The organism is Xanthobacter autotrophicus (assembly GCF_030015065.1).
In the GTDB taxonomy this organism is placed as follows: Bacteria; Pseudomonadota; Alphaproteobacteria; order Rhizobiales; family Xanthobacteraceae; genus Xanthobacter; species Xanthobacter autotrophicus_D.
This window is the reverse complement of record NZ_JAIVFN010000026.1, coordinates 24,828-43,380: the sequence shown is the minus strand read 5'-3', so window position 1 is coordinate 43,380 and position 18,553 is coordinate 24,828. Positions and strand designations below refer to the sequence as shown.

Below are 18,553 nucleotides of genomic sequence, written 5' to 3'. Positions count from 1 at the left end.
AGTGCTTCGGAAAACTGAAGCGGTTCAAGCGCGTCGCCCTGCGCTGCGAGAAGACCGAATGCGGCTTCGCTGCCATCGTCGCCCTCGCCTTGAGCTTCATCCTCATCAAATCCGTCCACACTGCCTAGAGGGCGATTCAAGAAGGAGAGCCCCGGCGGGAGGCCTCAGGCAAACCGGCGGATGCTGCGCAGGGCCAGGCCCGCGGCAGCGATGCGTGACAGCGCCTCGGAGATGGGCTCGCGCGCCACCGCCATGTGGAAGGCGTTGGCGTGAAGGAGGCTATCCTCGGATTCGGCGACGGCCACGTGGCCGGGCCAGAAGAAGAGGTCGCCCCGCCGCGGCGTTGCATCGAGCGCCACCGGGGCGCCGAGGGCCGCCTCCTGCATGTCGCTGTCGCGCGGGGCGCAGAAGCCGGTCGCCGCCAGCGCGGTCTGCACCAGCCCGGAGCAGTCGAGACCCAGGCTGGAACGGCCGCCCCAGAGATAGGGCACGCCCAGGAAACGCCCCGCCACGGCAACGAAGTCGCCCTCCCGCTCCGCGCGCTCGGCCAGATGCACCGCGGGCAGGAAGCCATCCGGCGTCACGGCGAAACCGCCACGGATGTCCGTCACCGCCACCCTGCTGCCGAGCACCAGCGCCTCGCGCGGCGGCAGCTTGATGTCCGGGCCGGGGAACACGAAGGTTCGCAGCGCGCGCACCTTATGGGTGGGCTCCGGGCCCGGCGCGGCGAGCGCGTCCGTGGGCACGTAGCCCACATAGCGGTCGGCCTCCAGCTGGACCCAGGACCAGCCCTCCGCATCGTCCTCGAACACCCGCACGGTCTCGCCGAACAGCGCCTGCGTATCCAGCGGGGCATCGCCGGCGGGCCGGCGCCGCAGCGGCGCCACCGGCATCGCCACGCGACGCATCTCGCCGTCCACGTAGCGCGCGGCCTCCACCTGCCCCTTCAGGGCGGCAGCGGCGAGGTCGGGGCGGGCCGGCGTCAGGCGCGCATCGAGGCGGTTGTCGAAAGGGGAGTTCTGGGACATTGCAAAGCTCAGCCGTAGCGCTCGGCAATGAGGGCATCGAGGGCGCGGATGGTCTGGGCCTCGCCGCCTTCGGGCCGGCCCGGACGGGCGCCGGGGTTCCAGGCGAAGATGTCGAGATGCAGCCAGGAGCGGGCGGCGCCCACGAACTTCTCCAGGAACAAGGCGGCGGTGATGGCTCCGGCGAAGCCCCCGGACGAGACGTTGTTGGTATCGGCGATCTTGGAGTCGAGCATGCCCTGGTAGGGCGCCCACAGCGGCAGCCGCCACAGCGGGTCGGCCTCCACCATGGCGTGGCGGGCGAGGTCGGCGGCAAGGTCCTCGTCCTGGGTGAAGGCCGCCGGCAGCTGCGGGCCCAGCGCCACCCGCGCCGCGCCGGTAAGGGTGGCGAAATCAATGACGAGGTCGGGGCCCTCCTCGTCGGCGAGGGCGAGGGCGTCGGCGAGCACAAGCCGGCCCTCCGCGTCGGTATTGCCCACCTCCACGGAGAGGCCCTTGCGGCTCTTCAGGATGTCGCCCGGCCGGAAGGCCGAGGCCGAGACCGAATTTTCCACCGCGGGAATCAGCACCCGCAGGTTCACCTTGGCGCCGCGCGACAGCAGGAGATGGGCGAGGCCCAGCGCGTTCGCCGCGCCGCCCATGTCCTTCTTCATCAGCAGCATGGCCGAGGAGGGCTTGATGTCGAGCCCGCCGGTGTCGAATGCCACGCCCTTGCCTACCAGCGTCACCTTGGGGTGGGCGGGATCTCCGGTTCGGATCTCGATGAGGCGCGGCGCACGGTCGGCGGCGCGGCCCACCGCATGGATCATGGGGAAGTTCTCCGCCAGCAGCCGCTCGCCGGTCACCGAGCGGAAGGCGGCGCCGTGGCGCGCCGCCAGCGCGCGGGCGGCATCTTCCAGCTCGGGCGGGCCAAGGTCGTTGGCCGGCGTGTTCACGAGGTCGCGGGTGAGGGTCACCGCCTCGACGGTGCGGGCCAGGGCGTCTGCATCGACGCCTTCGGGGAGCACGAGACGCACGTCGCGGCGGGGCACGGCCTTGTAGCGGGTGAAGCGGTAGGTGCCCAGCGCGAAGGCCAGCGCGGCGAGGCGCGGGCTCGCCACCTCGCCGTCCAGCCGCCACGCGCCTTCGGGCAGAAGCCCCGGCAGCGCCCCGGCGGCAAAGGCATCCGCACGAGCGCCCGCAGCGATGCCGAACAGTGCGCCGGCAAGCCCCCCCTCGGCGGCCGGCACCAGCAGCAGCTTTCCTGCCTCGCCGCCGAAGCCCGCGGCCTCGGCGAAGCGGCGGGCCGCTTCCGGCAGGGCAGCGGACGCGAAGGTTTCCTTCGTGACGCACCAGACGGGGAGGCTCAGGGACGAGGCAGGCGCAATGCAATCGAGCATGAATGAACTCCTGCGCGCCGCCGCCAGCCGGGGTGATGCGGCGGCGCGGCACGCGAAAGGACCGTTGGTCCATTGCCTAACATGCGCTGCGCCCGTCCGTCATCGCCGACGCGGTGGCAAGGACCGGTCAGCCGTGGCCGAGCAGGCTGGAAAAGGGATGCAGGAGCAGCCCGGCGCCCGCCAGGGCGACACCATAAGGCAGCGTGCGGGCGCGCGCTGCGGCGGCCACGCCCGGATGAAGCCCGTTCCGGCGCCGCCCGGCGACGGCGACGAGGGTAAGGAGCGCGCCGAGGAGACCGCAGGCGAGCACGAACAGCGGCACCTGCACCGGGTCCACCCACAGCATGAGCACACCGGCGAGCTTGGCGTCGCCGGCCCCGACCACGTTCTCGGCGAACAGCGAGAAGCCGAATGCCGTGACCACCCCCGCCAGCAGGAGGCGCAGGGGCAGATCGGGCAGCGGGCTCAGGACGGCGAGGACGGCAAATCCGAAGAGCAGGGCCGCAATCACGACATTGGGAATGATGCGTCGGGCGATGTCGGTTCCGATGCACACGCACAGGGCCACCGGATAGAGCCCGAGAAGGAGGAGTTCGGCGGCGTGCATCGGCCCGCTGCCCGTCAGTTCCCGGCCGCCGCCGAGGAGGCCTGGAGCCGGGCGAAGGTGGAGGCGATCTGGACCAGCACGGTGACGATGGCGATGGAGAGGCCCGCGGCGATGAGCCCGTATTCGAGGGCGGTGGAGCCCTCTTCCTCCCTGATGAAGCGCCAGAACAATAGCTTCATGGCTTGAAAATCCGATGCGCCGGGCCGACGTGCCGCGGTGGAACCGACGCTAGGGTCGGCCCCTTGCAGGGAAGTAAAGAACGCTCCCGAGGCGGCTCCGATGGGGGAGCCGGCTGCTCTGAGGGTTAACGCTCCCCTCCCGTGCGGCCGGCGCGGGACGCGCCCGGAATGGGCTTTGACCACGCCCCGCCATGGGGGCAGTCTTCGGTGAGGAGGACCCCATGAGCTTTGCCCCCTGCCCCGACCCGACTCCCGGCGACACCCGCAGCTGCGACGCGGTGGAGACGGTGATCGTCCCTCGCGCCCACGACATCGGCGGCATGGAGGTGGCCCGGGTGCTGCCTTCGGCTCAGGGGCAGATGATCGGGCCATTCATCTTCTTCGACCGGATGGGGCCGGTGCGCTTTTCCGCCCGGCAGGCCCAGGATGTGCGGCCCCATCCCCATATCGGGCTCGCCACCGTCACCTATCTGTTCGACGGCAGCATGATCCACCGCGACAGCCTCGGCTCCGAGCGGGTGATCGAGCCCGGCGCGGTGAACCTGATGACCGCCGGGCGCGGCATCGTCCATTCCGAGCGGCACGACGCCACGGTGAAGGCGCGCGGCGGGCCGCTGTTCGGCATCCAGAGCTGGATCGCCCTGCCCAAGGCACGGGAGGAGGACAGCCCGGCCTTTCTGCACGCGGACGCCGAAACGCTTCCCGTGGTGAGCGACGGCGGGCTCACAGCCCGGATCATCCTCGGCAGCGCCTTCGGGGCGTCGTCACCGGTGGCGCTGGCCTCGCCCGCCACCTATGCCGAGATCCGGCTCGCGCCCGGCGCGCGGCTGCCCATCGACCCCACCCACGAGGACCGGGCGGTGTTCACGCTGGAGGGAGAGGTGGAAGTGGACGGCGTGGCCTTCGAGCCGGGGCGCATGCTGGTCATCCGCAGGGGGCTCGCCACCAGCGCCCGGGCGGTGACGACGGCGCGGCTCATGCTCATGGGCGGCGAGCCGCTGGAGGGCCCCCGCTACATCTGGTGGAATTTCGTGTCGTCGAGCCTCGATCGGCTCGACGCCGCCAAGGCGGCCTGGCGGGAAGGGCGCTTCGACCTCATCCCCACCGATCACGACGAGTTCATCCCCGCCCCCGAGGATGGTGCCGGCCGGCCGCGCGCACAGGCCCCGCGCCCCTGACCCGTTGCACGCAACGGCAACCGCCGGGTCACGGCATCGGACAGCTTTCGGCAGCCTCGTCGCTGTCGTCCGCGCCGTGCGGCTGCACGATGGCGGGGGGATCGCTCGCCGGGAAGCTCTCGTCGAGCGCCTCGTCGAGCGTCCCGGAATCATGAGCCTTGTGCTCGCATGCGGCGGCGCGGGCCGCCTCGTCCACCGGCGCGGACGCGGGTCGGGGGCGCGAGATGGCCGGCGGATCGCTGGCCGGGAAGCTCTCCTCCAGCGCCTCGTCGAGGCGGTCGTCGACCTGACGGGACTGGGCCTCGCCGGCTTTGGCCGGCGTCACGGATGGCCTGTTGTTCACGATAAGATCCTCCAGCTCGCGGAGCCCCCTCCCACATTTGGAAATCAACGCGCAACAGCCGCTGTCCGTTCCGCCCCGCCACAGCTCGTTCGCCTTCCGGCCTCAGGACACGCTGCGGGCGGGAGCGGGTGCCTCCCCCTCCTCGCTCGTCTTGAGGAGACGCGCGGTCTGGCGGCTGAGGCCGGCGACGAGCGCATGGACGCACCGGGGCGTTCCCTGCTCGGCCACCACCGTCCGTGCCAGCGCCTCCAGGATGAAGGCGTCGGCGAGGGGACGCGCCGCCGTCGCGGCCATGGGCGCGCGCTCCAGATAGGCGCCGAGCACGGCGCGTTCCGCCCGCGCGAGAAAGCCCGCGACCAGCTCGACCCGGAGCTCCGGAACATCGCGGGCGGCGGCCGCCCCGCTGCTGGCGATGCGGGCGCACACCCGCTCCAGCGCGGCCAGGAGCGCGGCCACGTCGCGCCACGGGCTCTGGAGCGCCCGGATGCCTTCCGGCGCGCCTTCGAGGCCGCCGAAGGCGCCGACGATCAGCGCATCGCCCCCGGCCACCAGCACATGCTCCAGGTCGCAGCGGCCATGGATGCGGATGAGGGGCAATGGAGTGCCGGAAAACAACGTGGCGAGCCGCTCCCTCAGGGCTGCGCGGGCCTCCTGAAGCTCCGGCAGGCGTGGCGGCTGCCCCCCGTCGGGGACCGGCAGCCGCGCGATCGCGGCGAGGGCGTCGGCGAAGACCGCCTCCACCCGCCCGCACCACATGGCCCGGGCGTCCGCGCCCGCCTCCCGCGGTGTGAAATCGGCCGCCGCGGCGGGAGCGGACAGGGCTGCGTGCAGTTCGCCGAGGCGCCGGCCCATGTTGCGCAGCAGCGCCATCATGCCGGTGGTTTCTTCCTCGAAGTGCTGATGGGCGCCGTCCACCGTCGATGCCGCCGTGTCGAGGGCGCGCTGGAGCTGGGTCATGGTCCAGTCCGCGGCGTTGCCCTGGTGGCGCACATGGCCGAAGACGAGGGCGACGGGGGCGCGGGCGCCGGCCGGATCGGTGCGGGAGACCGCCCCCAGCAGAGGCGGAACCTGCGGCAAATCGAGGGTGGCGAGGTGGCGGGCCATCTCCTCTTCCGCCGTGTGGCCGAACGTCATGTGGCGGAACAGCTTCACCGCCACCTGGTCGGTGACCACGAGGTTCGCCGCCGGCTCGTCCGCATCGACGAGGTCCGCCGGCGCGCCGCGCTCCACGGCGACGCCGTCGAAACGCTCGGTGCGCGAGAAGACGATGGCGCCTCCGTCCGGCAGTGGCACCGGCGCCTCCTCCCGGAGGGCGCGCACCACGCCGGCCGCCAGCCCGTCGAGCACCGACGCATCCGTGAGGAAGCCCACGCGGCGCCCCTGCCGGACGCGGGTCAGCGCCAGTTGCTCGGCAATGGCCGGCGGGTGCTGGTCTTCCCACGCGATGCACAATGGCATCAGGTAGCGTTCGGTGGCCTCGGCGATCTCCGCCTCGATCTCCGCCAGCACCACCTCGCGCCCGGTGCCGGGCAGGCGCATGGCCCAGCCGAGGCGCGTGGTGGCGAGGTCATCCACGCCCCCCGCGAACCAGCGGCGGCGCGCGAGATAGCCGGGGAGCGCCTCCCGCTCGATCACCGCCCGATGCTGCTCGGCGAGCGCGCCCATGAGCCCGTCGCGCACCACGAGGGTGGCAAACTCGGGCAGCGCCTCGGGCGCCGGATCACGCCAGGACGGCTCCGACGCCGTCCGCGACAGGCTGAAGGCATAGAAGCCGTAGGGCGGCAGGGTAAGCACGAACGACGCGCGTCCGAGCGCAGCCAGGGTTGTGCCGCTGACGAGGTCCACCGGCACCCGGCGCTCGAACTCCGCAAGGTCCAGTTCCACCGCCTGGAGCGTATGGGCGAGATTCGCCACGCACAGCACCACCTCGTCCCCCAACTCGCGCAGATAGGCGAGGACGCGCCTGTTGCGCGGGAACAGCAGGCGGAAGGTGCCGCGCCCGAAGGCCGCGTTCTGCCGGCGCACGGCAAGGAAGCGCCGCGTCCAGTTCAGCAGCGAGTGGGCGTCGCGCGACTGCGCCTCCACATTCACCGCGCCGTAGCCATACAGCGGGTCCTGGATCACGGGCAGCACCAGCCGCTCGGGATCGGCCTTCGAGAAGCCGCCGTTGCGGTCCGGCGACCACTGCATGGGGGTGCGCACGCCGTCGCGGTCGCCGAGATGGATGTTGTCGCCCATGCCGATCTCGTCGCCGTAATAGATCACCGGCGTTCCGGGCAAAGTGAGCAGCAGCGAGTTCATCAGCTCCATGCGCCGCCGGTCGCGCTCCAGCAGCGGCGCGAGGCGGCGGCGGATGCCGAGGTTGATGCGCGCCCGCCGGTCCGCCGCATAGACGCTCCAGAGGTAATCGCGCTCGGAATCGGTCACCGTCTCCAGCGTCAGCTCGTCGTGGTTGCGCAGGAAGATGGCCCACTGGCAGGTGGGCGGGATCTCGGGCGTCTGCCGCAGGATGTCGGTGATGGGGAAGCGGTCCTCCTTGGCGATGGCCATGTACATGCGCGGCATGATGGGGAAGTGGAACGCCATGTGGCATTCGTCCGCCGCCTCGCCGAAATATTGCTGCGTGTCCTCCGGCCACAAATTGGCCTCGGCCAGCAGCATGCGCCCCGAATAATGGGCGTCGAGGTGGGCGCGGATCTTCCTGAGGATAGCGTGGGTCTCCGGCAGGTTGCCGCAATCCGTGCTCTCCCGCTCCACCAGATAGGGCACGGCATCGAGCCGCAGCCCGTCCACGCCGAGATCCAGCCAGAAGCGCATGATGGAGAGCACGTGCTCCAGCACCTCGGGATTGTCGAAATTGAGGTCCGGCTGGTGGGAATAGAAGCGGTGCCAGAAGAACTGGCCGGCCACCTCGTCCCAGGTCCAGTTCGACTTCTCCACGTCGCAGAACACGATGGGAACGCCCGGATAGCCCTTGTCGTCGTCCGCCCACACATAGAAATTGCGCTCGGGACTGCCCTTGGGCGCCCGCCGCGCGGCCTGGAACCAGGGGTGCTGGTCGCTGGTATGGTTGATGACCAGCTCGGTGATGACGCGCAGGCCACGCGCATGGGCCTCGGCGATGAAGCGGCGCGCCTCGTCCATGGTGCCGTAGTCCGGCGACACCCCCTCATAGAGCGAGATGTCGTAGCCGTCGTCGCGACGCGGCGAAGGATAGAACGGCAGCAGCCAGACCGCGGTGGCGCCGAGATCGGCGATGTAGTCGAGCTTCGAGATCAGGCCCCGGAAGTCGCCGATGCCGTCGTCATTGGCATCGAAGAAGGACTTCACGTGGAGCTGGTAGATGATCGCATCCTTGTACCAGAGCGGATCATCGCCGGCGGTGACGGGCTCAGGCATGAGGGCACCTCCCTTGAGGGAGCGGGGTCGGGCGGCAAGTGCGGGAAATCTGGAAGAAGGGCACGGCAATCCTTGAACCGTCGCGTTTCGGCAGGACCTGGGAGGCCACGCTTCATGCAACTCTGCTGAAGCTTGGCGGTTCCGTTGCCGGTGCGATGGTGGAGCCGGAAGAAAACCCCAGAAATGGGGCAGCCGGACGGCATGCGGGGGAATGCCGTCCGGCTGGCGCGCTTTGCCGAGCGGGCATCGCCTGCGCAGGGTCTTTCTAGCGGAAGCTGTCGCGCGGACATCCCGAATTTGGAGGATGCGCCGGATATTCGCCGCGGCGCGTCACAAAAAAATTCGCACCCGGCGGGAACCGGGACGCGGCTCCCGCGTTTTGACGGTCGAGCGGGCTCCGGGAGCCTCCGTGCCCGCTCTCCGGCCATGCTTTAAAAGACGGGCGCCTCCCCCGAATGCGGGACGCGCGGAGCGGCGCTGGCCGACACAAGAAGAAGCAGCCACCGCGCTGCAATTCACACGGAGGATCGCCAATGTTCGAAGCTGCCCGTCGCCCGCTGAAGATCTGTGTCGATGGTTCCTGCATTGTCCTGCGTTCGCTGGACGATGCCATCGGCTTTGTCCGCTCGCACCCCGTGCGCGAGCACGCCGAAATGCTGCTCGACCAGATGGAAGCCGCCCGCCTGCCTGAACTCCAGCGCCGGGCCTGGGTGGCCTTCGAGACCTTCGCCGACGCCATGAAGCTGGTTCCGGACGCCCCGCGCCGGCTGATGTGATCCGTGCGACCCCGGCCCGGCCGGAAAACGCCCCGCCTGAGGCACGCGACCACCGGCGGGGTTTTCCGTGCCCCAGAAGTGCCGTTCGGCCCCCTCCGCTTGCGGGGGAGGGCTGGAAAGGGCGGCCCCGTGCCAACAGGCACCGCCGGCGCGATGGAAAAGAACCGACAGCCCCCACACTGCCCTCCCCACGCCAGCGGAAGAAGGCTCCGGGGCCGTGCCAGGGTCGAAGCCGCAGAACTTCAAATTCGGGCACCGCCAAGCGGCGCCATCCATAGAGCGCCCATGCATCTGGCGAGCACCCCTCCAGCCTTAAATGCATTTGGATTTTTGCTGCACTGCGGCATAAACTGACGTTCATCATTGGGCGCGCAGCGCCTGAACCGGCTCCCGCCCCATCCGGTGATCGTCATGGCCGCACAGCCTTCCGCACCGTCGCCCGCTCCGGCGCACGGCAATCCCCGCCTCCCCCTGCTCGCGCTGGGCGCTGCCGCCTTCGGCATCGGCACCACCGAGTTCGTCATCATGGGCCTGTTGCCCCAGGTGGCCGGCGACCTTCACGTCACCATTCCCGAAGCCGGCCTGCTGGTGACGGGCTATGCCCTCTCGGTGACCTTCGGCTCACCCTTCCTCGCGGTGGCGACGGCGCGCATGGACCGGCGGCGCGCCCTTCTGGTGCTGATGGGCGTCTTCATCCTCGGCAACCTCATGTGCGCGCTCGCGCCGTCCTACTGGCTGCTCATGGGGGCGCGGGTGCTCACCGCCCTGTGCCACGGCGCGTTCTTCGGCCTCGGCGCGGTGGTGGCATCCGCCCTCGTCCTGCCGGGGCGCAAGGCGCAGGCTATCGCCATGATGTTCGCCGGCCTCACCCTCGCCAACGTGCTCGGCGTGCCCGCGGGGACGGCGCTGGGCGAGGCACTGGGCTGGCGCAGCCCCTTCTTCGTGGTGGTCGCCATCGGCATCGCCGCCGCGCTGGCGCTGGCCGCCTTCCTGCCGCGCACCATCGAGGTTCCGCCCATGAACCTCAAGCGGGAGGCCAAATCCCTCGGCAGCCCGCAGGTGATGCTTGCCATGGCCTTGAGCATCGTCTCGTCGGCCAGCCTGTTCAGCGTCTTCACCTACATCACGCCGATCCTCCAGAACGTGACCGGCATCAGCACCCAGGGCGTGACGCTGATGCTGCTCCTGTTCGGCGTCGGCCTCACCTGCGGCAACTTCCTCGGCGGCCGGCTGGCGGACTGGCGGCTGATGCCGTCGGTGATCGGCATCATGGCGGTGATCGTCCCGCTGCTGGCGTCCTTCGCCGCGACGAGCCACGCGGTGGTGCCGGCGGCGCTCACCCTGTTCATCTGGGGCGTGCTCGCCTTCGCCCTCATCGCACCGCTCCAGACGCGGGTGGTGACCGAGGCGGCGAAAGCCCCCAACCTCGCCTCGACCCTGAACCAGGGCGCATTCAACTTCGGCAACGCCATCGGCGCCTGGGCCGGCGGCCTGGCGCTCACTGCCGGGCTACCCTACGCGGACCTGCCCTTCATGGGCGCCGCCATCGCCGTGGCGGGCCTTGCCCTCGCGGTCCTGTCCTACGCCCTGGACCTGAAGGCGCAGCGCGACGCCGCGACCGATGCGGCCCCGGCGGCAGGGCGTCCCTGACCTGGCGCACGGACGCCGCCGCCCGGGCGCAGGCTCAGAACCGGGCCGGCACCCGGTGGCGGGCGTAATCCGCCTCGACATAGCCGTGGGGCTTCTGCCGCTTGGGAAGCTTGATCTTCTCCCGCGGCACCTCCTCGTAGGGGATCCGCGAAAGCAGGTGCGAAATGATGTTGAGGCGCGCCCGCTTCTTGTCGTCCGACTGGGCGACGAACCAGGGCGCCCACTGGGTGTCGGTCGCCTCGAACATCTCGTCCCGCGCGCGGGAATAATCATACCAGCGCGAATAGGATTCGAGGTCCATGGGCGAGAGCTTCCAGATCTTGCGCGGATCGTCGATGCGGCTTTCCATGCGCCGCGTCTGCTCCTCCTCGGAGACCTCGAGCCAGTATTTGAGGAGGAGGACGCCCGACTCGACGATGGCCTTTTCCACGAAGGGCGTAGCGGCAAGAAACTTCTTCGCCTCCTCCTCCCCGCAGAAGCCCATGACGCGGTCGACCCCGGCGCGGTTGTACCAGGAGCGGTCGAAGATCACGATCTCCCCCGCCGCCGGCAACAGCGGCAGGTAGCGCTGGATGAACATCTGCGATTTCTCGCGCTCCGTGGGTGGCGGCAGCGCCATCACCCGGAAGATGCGCGGGCTCACCCGCTCGGTGATGGCCTTGATGACGCCTCCCTTGCCGGCGCCATCGCGCCCTTCGAAGATCACGCAGACCTTGGCGCCGGTATGCTTGGCCCAAAGCTGAACCTTCACGAGCTCGGCATGAAGCTCCTTCAGCTCGCTCTCGTACGCCTTGCGCTTGAGCGGTTCCTGCTTGTCGCCCTTCTCCCCATCCTCCGAATTGCCCATGGCTTCCTCCCGTTTGTTGTTCTGCTTGCGGTGGCGCCGGCCTGGCGTCAGGCCCAGCTGAGGAAGAAGCCGATGTCGCCCGGCATGCCGTTCGGCCAGTCGATGACCATGGCCTTCAGCTTATAGTGGCCCGGGCGCAGATGGTCGCGCCACAGCTCGTAGGCCTGGCGGGGACGCCCGGTGAGGGTATCGGGCCAGCCCTCCTCCGCGTTGTTGATGGCGCGGCCCTTGTCCGTGCAGAGGGTGTTGGGGAAACGCATCACCATGATCTCAGTCTCGCCCCTCTGGGCGGCGAGGCGCATCTTGGTCTGGAGGTTGGTGCTGATCTCGTGCAGCCTTTCGGGGGTGAGGTTCACCGGCTGCGACAGGGTCTTCACCAGTTCCTCGCGCGCCTTGTCGGCGCGGTCCATGGCAGCGAGTTCCTTCGACAGCTTCGACTGCTCGACCTCCTGCATGTAGGCCTTGAGATCGTCGGCCGTCATGAAGGTCTCGTCGCCGAGCTTCGAATGGGTTTGGTTCGACGCCGCTGTGTCCGACATGGCTTTCTCCCTCTTATGGCCTCATATGGGCATGTTCGGCGCCAGTTTCGACAGGCTCCGCGCCTCGTCATTGTCCAATATCAACACCTTCCTGATCCGAGAATAAAGACCAGGCCCGGAAAACGCAGTCCACGAGGGTGTCATCGCAGCGCGCGAGCCGGACAACAAAAAACCGGCGCGGCCAGAAGGCCGGCGCCGGTCTGTGCAAAGCCGGGGAGACGGCGATCAGATGGTCGCGAAGACCTCGGCCGGAATGCGGAAGAAACCGCGGCCATTGGCCATCGTGCGGTAATAGGGGGCGGCGCCCAGGTAAAGACGCTCGAACCAGGCCTTGGGGGCAACGCCCTCGGGGAGGCGGTCGATGGTGAAGACGTCCGCGTTGGGGTTGAAGCGGACGTGGATCAGCACGTCGTCGGCCTTCTGGACGGGAGATTCAACCGGCAGCTCAATGCGCTTGGCAAGGGCACTCATCACATCGTCTCCTCTGGAAGAGATCAAGAAATTCACGACGGAGCCCCTGGAATGCGGCCGCGCTCCCTTGAAAACACTGGGGAAACGCCTGCCCTGCGGCCTCGTGCGAGCTTCTGCCGGAAAAGCGCAAACCTCGCGCTCCGCCGGGCATGCCCGAAGGCCCCGTCAACGGAGAAAGGCTAGGAGGCGGCGAAAGATCATTCTTTGATCACGATCAATCCTTGGGCGATGGCCTCTCGATACCCGCGCGACAGGCGGTCGCATGCCGACCGGCGCACGAGAAATCGTGATCCCGACAAGGCGCAAAAATTGCTTGAACAGAGCGGGATGGCGCCGGGTTCGGCGCACCATGTCTACTTGCTGCCCCGCTCCGGGGCGCCGGGCCGGTCCGGCGCGAACCGGAAGGGGTGGGGCCGGAGGGGTCTTCGCCATGCGCATACTGATTTTGGGCAGCGGAGTCGTGGGAACGGCATCGGCCTATTACCTGTCCAAGGCCGGGCATGAAGTAACCGTGATTGACCGCCAGAACGCGGCGGGCATGGAGACTTCCTTCGCCAATGCGGGCCAGGTCTCCCCCGGCTATTCCGCGCCCTGGGCCGGGCCGGGCGTTCCGGTGAAGGCCATCAAGTGGCTGCTCATGCACCACCGTCCGCTGGTGCTGTGGCCGAGCCTCGACCCCAAGCTCTATCTGTGGCTGGCCCAACTGCTGGCCAACTGCACCGAGGCCGCCTACCGCCGCAACAAGGCGCGCATGGTCGCCCTCGCCGAATACAGCCGCGACGCCCTCGACGCGCTGCGGGCCGAGACCGGCATCGCCTATGACGAGCGCATGCTGGGCACCCTCCAGCTGTTCCGCACCCAGAAGCAGCTCGACCACGTGCATTCCGACACCGAGGTGCTGGATGCCCACAATGTGCGCTACGAGCTGCTCGATCCTGCGGGCTGCATCCGCGCCGAGCCGGCGCTCGCCCGGGTGCGGGACAAGTTTGTCGGCGGCCTGCGCCTGCCGGGGGACGAGACCGGCGACGCCCACATCTTCACCCAGCGCCTAGCCGAGATCTGCGCCCGGCAGGGCGTCGCGTTCCGCTATGGCACCACCGTGGAGGGACTTCGGCACGAAGGCGGGCGCGTCACCGGCGTGACGCTGGCCGGCGGAGAGGTGATCACCGCCGACACCTATGTGGCCGCCATGGGCAGCTATACCCCGGCCCTGCTCGCGCCTCTCGGCATCCGGCTGCCGGTCTATCCGGTGAAGGGCTATTCCCTCACCCTGCCCGTCGTGGACCCGGACGCGGCGCCGCGCTCCACCGTGATGGACGAGACCTACAAGGTGGCCATCACCCGCCTCGGCGAGCGCATCCGGGTGGGCGGAACGGCGGAACTCGCCGGCTTCGACCTGAGCCTGCGGGAACCGCGCCGGGCGACACTCGCCTTCTCGGTGGGCGACCTGTTCCCCGCCGGCGGCGACATCTCGAAGGCCTCGTTCTGGACCGGGCTGCGGCCCATGACCCCGGACGGCACACCCATCATCGGCCCGACGAAGATGGCCAATCTCTTCACCAATACCGGCCACGGCACCCTGGGCTGGACCATGGCCTGCGGCTCCGGCCGGGTGCTCGCCGACCTGATCGGCGGCCGCTCCCCCGACATCGACACCGCCGACCTCTCCGTCGCGCGCTACGCCGAGGCGGCCTGAGGGGCGCACCGGCGGGCCCCCGCGCGCGGCGCCGCATGGATGGCGACGCCGCGCGTCCCCTGATGCGGCGCGCGCCTCATGGTGAGGGGGCGCAGGGTTCCTGATGGCCGGGGCTCACGCTCGACCGGGGCGCAATCCGTGGTGATTCGCCATTCCCGCCCCTGCCGCGCCACGAGGCCGGAACCCCGCCCCGCCGCCATTTCGCACAACCGGCCGTGCCAGCGGCGGTTTTCCGGCGCCGGTCCGCAGCGGCCTTGCCTTGCCGGCGGCGCGGGCGTCTAACCTCCCGGCCGGGGAGGGCCGCATGCGTTTCATCCACACATCCGACTGGCAGCTCGGCAAGCCGTTCGGGCGCGCGCAGGAAGACGCCCGCGCGGCTTTGCAGGAGGCCCGCCTCGGCGCCATCGACAGCCTCGCCCGCGCCGCGCAGGACCACAGCGCGCCGCTGGTGCTGGTGGCCGGCGACGTGTTCGACAGCCCCGAGCCCGGCGACCGCGTCTACCGGCAGGCGCTCTCGCGCATGCGGGAGGCCGCGAACGTCACCTGGGTGCTGCTGCCCGGCAATCACGATCCCCTGCGCGCCGACGGCCTGTGGACCCGCCTCAAGGCCGAGACGCCGCCCAACGTCATCGCCGCCACGACACCGGAGCCCATCGCCATCGGCGAAACCGCCGTGCTGCTGCCGGCCCCGCTCACCCACAAGCGCAGCCTCTCCGATCCTACGGCGTGGTTCGATGCGGCGCAGACGCCGCCCGGCGCGCTGCGCATCGGGCTGGCCCATGGCTCGGTGCAGGCTTTCGGCTCCGATCCCGACACCAACCTGCTCGCCCCCGACCGCGCCCGCCGTGCCGGCCTCGCCTATCTGGCGCTGGGCGACTGGCACGGGCGGCTGCGCATCGACGAGCGCACCCATTACAGCGGCACCCCCGAGCCCGACGATTTCGGCCGCGAGGCCACCGGCCTTGCCCTTTTGGTGGACATCGCCGGCCCCGGCGCGCCGCCGCAGGTCACCGACCTTGCCATCGGCCGCCACCACTGGATCGAGGCCGACTGGAGCCTCGCCGCCGCAGCCGACCTCGACGCCCTCATGGCGGGCCTTGCCCCCGGGATTGCGCGGCAGAACGTGGTGGCGCGCCTGCATTTGAACGGCCTCGTCTCCCTCGGTGACAAGGTGGCGGTGCGCCGCCGGCTGGAGGATGGCCTCGCCCACGAGCTGCGCTGGCTGGACCTCGACCTCGCCGGCCTCGTCACCCGGCCCACCGACACCGACCTCGCCGAGATCGACGCCTTCGGCGATTTGCGCGCCGCCGCCGAGCGCCTCAACGCCATGGCGGCCGAAGGCGGAGCCGAGGGGCGCCTCGCCGCCGCCGCGCTGGAGCGGCTTTACGTGGAGCATCATCGGGCCCAGCGGCCGGGAGAGGCCTGATGCGCATCCGCCGCCTGACCATCGAGAATTTCCGCAAGTTCCGCGCGCCCGTGGTGCTGGACGGCTTTGCCGACGGGCTCAACCTCGTCTGCGAGCCCAACGAGACCGGCAAGTCCACGGTGCTCGACGCCCTGCGCGCCGCCCTGTTCGAGCGCCACAGCGCCAGGAGCGACCGCATCCGCTCCTTCCGCCCGCAGGGGGACGAGGTGGCGCCGACGGTGGATCTCGCCTTCGACGTGGGCGGCGGGGAATGGTACCTGTCCAAGCGCTTCCTGGCCGCGCCGCAGGTGACGCTGGAAGGTCCGGACGGGCGCTTTTCGTCGGACGCGGCGGAGGAAAAGCTCCAGGCGCTGCTCGGCTTCAACCGCGCCGGCAATCGCGGCGCCGACGATGAAAGCCGCGGCGCCCTGGGCCTTTTGTGGGTGGAACAGGGCCTGTCCTTCCAGCTCGGCGCCCCCGCCGAGACCGCCCGGCGCTCACTGGAGGAGGCTTTGGCCGGCGAGGTGGGCGCGGTGACCGGCGGGCGGCGGGCGAAGGCCGTGGTCCAGCAGGTGGAAAAGAGCCTCGGCGATTTCTACACCGCCACCGGGCGCACCACCGGACGCCTGAGGCAGGCACAGGAGGCGGCGGAGACCGCCCGCGTCCGGGCCGAGGACGCCCGGCGCGAGCTGACCCAGTTCGAGGGCCTGCTGGAACGCCTCGAAGCCAGGCGCAACGAGCAGCGCCGGCTCGTCCGCGACATGGAAGACCCGGAGATCGACGCCGACCTGAAGCGGCTCGGCGAGGACATCGACCGCGCCAAGGCGGCGGGACAGGCCCTGCGTATCGCCGAACTCGCCCTGCAGAAGGCCTCCGGCGAGCGCTCGGCATTGGAGACCCGCACGGCGGCGCGCGCCCAGATGCGCGATGCCCTCGCCAGGGCCGAGGCGGCCGCACACAAGGCCGCCGCCGATGTCGCCGCCCACGCCGAGGCCATGGCCCGCGCCCGGAGTGCCGAGCAGCAGGCCGCCACCGCCCTTGAGCGCGCCCGCGCCGACTTGCGCGCCGCCGAGGATGCGCGCGATGCCGCCCGCACGGAACGCGATGCCGCCGAGCGGCGCCGCATCCACGCCGCCGCCTTCGCCCGGCTGGAGCGGGCCGAGGCCCTCGCCGCCGAGATCCGCACCCGCGAGGCCCGCATCGCTGCCGAGCGCATGGACGAGGCGGCGGTGAACCGCCTGCGCCAGCTGGAAGACACTGCCGGCGCCGCCCGCGCCGCGGTCGAGGCGGGCGCGGCCACGTTGCAGGTGGCGCTGGAGCCGGGCGCGCCGGCCATCCTCATGGATGGCGCCCCCCTCGTCGACGGGAGCACGGTGCGCCTCAGCCGCCCCATGGTGCTCGCCGTTCCCGGCGTCGGCAGCTTCACCCTCACCCCGCCCGCGAGCGGCGCGCCGGCCCTCGCCGCGCTTGAAGACGCCCGGCGCAAGCTCGCCGATTTCCTCGTCGCGTCCGGCCACGCCACTGCGGCCGAGGCGCGGGCCGCCGCACGGGTTCGGGCCAACGACGAAACGGAGCTTCTGGGTCTGCGCACCCGGCTGAAGGCCGAATGCCCCGCCGATGCCGCCCTCGGCATCCCGGCCGGGCTGGACCCGCTGCGCGGGGCGCTGGCCGGCCTCGCGCCCCCCGCGCCGGAAACGAAGGAAGCCCCGGCCGGCCTTGCCGACCTCGAAACCCGCACCCGCGCCCTGCGCACCGCCGAGACCGAGGCGGCGGCGCGGCGCGAGGCCATGCTGGAGGGGCTGAAGAGCGCCCAGCAACGGGAAATGGCCCTCGCCACCACGCTGGAACGCATGGAGGGCGACCGGCGCCGGCTCGCCGACGACCTCGACGCCGAAACCGGCGACCTCATGGACGCCGATCTCGCTGCCGCCCTCGACGCCGCGCGCACCTCGGAGGGCCGCGCCCTCATGGATCGCAATGCCGCCCAGCGCGCCGCCGAGGTGCTGGACGAGGCATCCCTCGTCCGCAAGCGCGATGCGCTCCGCAAGCGCCGCGAGACCCTGCAGGGCCAGTTGCCCGCCCTCGCCGGCGAGGTGGCGCGACTGGAGGAGCAGGCCAAGACGCTGGGTGGCGAAGGCCCCGCCAGCCGCGCCGCCGCCGCGACCGAAGAAGCCGAGGCCGCCGAGGCCGCCTTCCAGCGCCTGAAGCAGGAGGCGGATACGCTGGCGCTCCTCCTCAAGGTGCTCAGGGAGACCCAGCAGGAGGCGGCGCGGCGCTATCTGGAACCTGTGACCCGCCGCATCGAGCCCTATGTGCGCCGGCTTCTGCCCAATGCCAGCCTTGCTTTCGGCGAAACCCTGCGGCCCGAGGCGCTGAGCCGCGGCGGGCGGGAGGAAGCGGCGGAGCTGCTGAGCAAGGGCACCCAGGAGCAGATCGCCATTCTCACCCGCATCGCGTTCGCGGACCTGCTGATCGCCAAGGGCAAGCCGGCCTCCCTGGTGCTCGACGACGCCCTCGTCTTCGCCGACGACGACCGCTTCGACACCATGATGGAGATCCTCACCGAGGCGGCGACCCGCATGCAGGTGGTGATCCTGAGCTGCCGCGCCTCCGCCTATCGCGGCGTGGAAGCGACGCGACTCGCCATCCGCGAGGGGCGGTAGGATCGCAAGGCGCCGAGAAGGAAAGCGCCGAGAAGGAAGGGGATGGAGCGGGCGATGGGAATCGAACCCACGACATACAGCTTGGGAAGCTGTCGTTCTACCACTGAACTACGCCCGCGCGCCGGGCGACCATAATCGCAGGCGCCCTCCCCCATCAAGGGCGTTGCGCGAAATACCCACCGTCTGGACGGGGATGCCGGCGCTCCCCCGCGAATCTGTACCCAATGTGCCATGGAGCCCGCCGATACGTCCGGCCGGATCGTCGCCCGCGCCGGGGGGAACGGCCGAGGAATCCCCTTTCCCGCATGTGAAAGACCGATTTACCGCTCGGGTGATTTCACCGAAGCCGATCCGGCTCTATGGTTGGCGAAACATCCCCTTTCCCAGCTTCGGCCG

At 70.4% G+C, this 18,553-nt stretch carries 15 protein-coding genes and 1 tRNA gene; 6 read left to right on the top strand and 10 right to left on the bottom strand.

What is annotated here, in order from left to right; translation table 11 throughout:
- Window positions 1-164 precede the first annotated feature (164 nt).
- The 4 genes from K9U40_RS07865 to K9U40_RS07850 form a co-directional block, all read right to left on the bottom strand.
- Window positions 165-1,028, bottom strand: coding sequence for a C40 family peptidase (locus K9U40_RS07865; RefSeq protein ID WP_282889661.1), 864 nt, complete (start codon window positions 1,026-1,028; stop codon window positions 165-167).
- Between the two features lie 8 nt (window positions 1,029-1,036).
- Window positions 1,037-2,404 carry a leucyl aminopeptidase family protein gene (locus K9U40_RS07860; protein WP_282889660.1) on the bottom strand — a complete coding sequence of 456 codons (1,368 nt, stop codon included), beginning with the start codon at window positions 2,402-2,404 and terminating at the stop codon, window positions 1,037-1,039.
- Window positions 2,405-2,531: 127 nt separating this feature from the next.
- Entirely contained in the window at window positions 2,532-3,011 is a 480-nt protein-coding gene (locus tag K9U40_RS07855) for an A24 family peptidase (RefSeq protein ID WP_282889659.1), read from the bottom strand.
- A gap of 14 nt (window positions 3,012-3,025) precedes the next feature.
- Window positions 3,026-3,190, bottom strand: a complete 165-nt coding sequence (locus K9U40_RS07850) for a Flp family type IVb pilin (protein WP_282889658.1) — start codon at window positions 3,188-3,190, stop codon at window positions 3,026-3,028.
- A gap of 221 nt (window positions 3,191-3,411) precedes the next feature.
- Between K9U40_RS07850 and K9U40_RS07845 the strand changes: the two genes are divergently transcribed.
- Window positions 3,412-4,368 carry a pirin family protein gene (locus K9U40_RS07845; protein WP_282889657.1) on the top strand — a complete coding sequence of 319 codons (957 nt, stop codon included), beginning with the start codon at window positions 3,412-3,414 and terminating at the stop codon, window positions 4,366-4,368.
- A 28-nt stretch (window positions 4,369-4,396) separates the two neighbouring features.
- Here K9U40_RS07845 and K9U40_RS07840 read toward each other — a convergent pair whose 3' ends face one another.
- Together K9U40_RS07840 and treS are read right to left on the bottom strand one after the other, a co-directional pair.
- Window positions 4,397-4,711, bottom strand: a complete 315-nt coding sequence (locus K9U40_RS07840) for a hypothetical protein (protein WP_282889656.1) — start codon at window positions 4,709-4,711, stop codon at window positions 4,397-4,399.
- 102 nt (window positions 4,712-4,813) lie between these two features.
- The gene (treS, locus tag K9U40_RS07835; protein ID WP_282889655.1) at window positions 4,814-8,110 is read right to left on the bottom strand and encodes a maltose alpha-D-glucosyltransferase; all 3,297 of its coding nucleotides are present in this window, start codon (window positions 8,108-8,110) and stop codon (window positions 4,814-4,816) included.
- 533 nt (window positions 8,111-8,643) lie between these two features.
- On the opposite strand from treS, the gene K9U40_RS07830 reads away from it, so the two are divergent.
- Together K9U40_RS07830 and K9U40_RS07825 are read left to right on the top strand one after the other, a co-directional pair.
- Window positions 8,644-8,886 carry a hypothetical protein gene (locus K9U40_RS07830; RefSeq protein ID WP_012114329.1) on the top strand — a complete coding sequence of 81 codons (243 nt, stop codon included), beginning with the start codon at window positions 8,644-8,646 and terminating at the stop codon, window positions 8,884-8,886.
- A 411-nt stretch (window positions 8,887-9,297) separates the two neighbouring features.
- On the top strand, window positions 9,298-10,536 hold the full coding sequence (locus K9U40_RS07825; RefSeq protein ID WP_282889654.1) for an MFS transporter: 1,239 nt from the start codon (window positions 9,298-9,300) through the stop codon (window positions 10,534-10,536).
- A gap of 34 nt (window positions 10,537-10,570) precedes the next feature.
- Here K9U40_RS07825 and ppk2 read toward each other — a convergent pair whose 3' ends face one another.
- The 3 genes from ppk2 to K9U40_RS07810 form a co-directional block, all read right to left on the bottom strand.
- Window positions 10,571-11,383: a polyphosphate kinase 2 gene (ppk2, locus tag K9U40_RS07820; RefSeq protein ID WP_282889653.1), complete on the bottom strand. Its 813-nt coding sequence runs from the start codon at window positions 11,381-11,383 to the stop codon at window positions 10,571-10,573.
- A gap of 47 nt (window positions 11,384-11,430) precedes the next feature.
- Window positions 11,431-11,922, bottom strand: a complete 492-nt coding sequence (locus tag K9U40_RS07815) for a hypothetical protein (protein WP_282889652.1) — start codon at window positions 11,920-11,922, stop codon at window positions 11,431-11,433.
- A 225-nt stretch (window positions 11,923-12,147) separates the two neighbouring features.
- Window positions 12,148-12,393, bottom strand: a complete 246-nt coding sequence (locus K9U40_RS07810; protein WP_282889651.1) for a hypothetical protein — start codon at window positions 12,391-12,393, stop codon at window positions 12,148-12,150.
- Between the two features lie 430 nt (window positions 12,394-12,823).
- Between K9U40_RS07810 and K9U40_RS07805 the strand changes: the two genes are divergently transcribed.
- From K9U40_RS07805 to K9U40_RS07795, 3 genes are all read left to right on the top strand, one after another.
- The gene (locus tag K9U40_RS07805) at window positions 12,824-14,089 is read left to right on the top strand and encodes a D-amino acid dehydrogenase (protein ID WP_282889650.1); all 1,266 of its coding nucleotides are present in this window, start codon (window positions 12,824-12,826) and stop codon (window positions 14,087-14,089) included.
- Window positions 14,090-14,393: 304 nt separating this feature from the next.
- Entirely contained in the window at window positions 14,394-15,515 is a 1,122-nt protein-coding gene (locus K9U40_RS07800; RefSeq protein WP_282889649.1) for a metallophosphoesterase family protein, read from the top strand.
- On the top strand, window positions 15,515-18,157 hold the full coding sequence (locus tag K9U40_RS07795; protein ID WP_282889647.1) for an AAA family ATPase: 2,643 nt from the start codon (window positions 15,515-15,517) through the stop codon (window positions 18,155-18,157). Before K9U40_RS07800 ends, K9U40_RS07795 begins: the two co-directional genes overlap by 1 nt.
- A 43-nt stretch (window positions 18,158-18,200) precedes the next feature.
- Here the strand turns inward: K9U40_RS07795 and K9U40_RS07790 are convergent.
- Window positions 18,201-18,275: transfer RNA gene (locus tag K9U40_RS07790), tRNA-Gly, on the bottom strand.
- Window positions 18,276-18,553: the final 278 nt, after the last annotated feature.

Coding starts and splice junctions, on each gene's coding strand:
- K9U40_RS07865 (WP_282889661.1), bottom strand. CDS start 1,028: ATGTCCCAGAACTCCCCTTTCGACAACCGCCTCGATGCGCGCCTGACG.
- K9U40_RS07805 (WP_282889650.1), top strand. CDS start 12,824: ATGCGCATACTGATTTTGGGCAGCGGAGTCGTGGGAACGGCATCGGCC.
- ppk2 (WP_282889653.1), bottom strand. CDS start 11,383: ATGGGCAATTCGGAGGATGGGGAGAAGGGCGACAAGCAGGAACCGCTC.
- K9U40_RS07825 (WP_282889654.1), top strand. CDS start 9,298: ATGGCCGCACAGCCTTCCGCACCGTCGCCCGCTCCGGCGCACGGCAAT.
- K9U40_RS07855 (WP_282889659.1), bottom strand. CDS start 3,011: ATGCACGCCGCCGAACTCCTCCTTCTCGGGCTCTATCCGGTGGCCCTG.
- K9U40_RS07850 (WP_282889658.1), bottom strand. CDS start 3,190: ATGAAGCTATTGTTCTGGCGCTTCATCAGGGAGGAAGAGGGCTCCACC.
- treS (WP_282889655.1), bottom strand. CDS start 8,110: ATGCCTGAGCCCGTCACCGCCGGCGATGATCCGCTCTGGTACAAGGAT.
- K9U40_RS07845 (WP_282889657.1), top strand. CDS start 3,412: ATGAGCTTTGCCCCCTGCCCCGACCCGACTCCCGGCGACACCCGCAGC.
- K9U40_RS07860 (WP_282889660.1), bottom strand. CDS start 2,404: ATGCTCGATTGCATTGCGCCTGCCTCGTCCCTGAGCCTCCCCGTCTGG.
- K9U40_RS07830 (WP_012114329.1), top strand. CDS start 8,644: ATGTTCGAAGCTGCCCGTCGCCCGCTGAAGATCTGTGTCGATGGTTCC.
- K9U40_RS07795 (WP_282889647.1), top strand. CDS start 15,515: ATGCGCATCCGCCGCCTGACCATCGAGAATTTCCGCAAGTTCCGCGCG.
- K9U40_RS07800 (WP_282889649.1), top strand. CDS start 14,394: ATGCGTTTCATCCACACATCCGACTGGCAGCTCGGCAAGCCGTTCGGG.
- K9U40_RS07810 (WP_282889651.1), bottom strand. CDS start 12,393: ATGAGTGCCCTTGCCAAGCGCATTGAGCTGCCGGTTGAATCTCCCGTC.
- K9U40_RS07815 (WP_282889652.1), bottom strand. CDS start 11,922: ATGTCGGACACAGCGGCGTCGAACCAAACCCATTCGAAGCTCGGCGAC.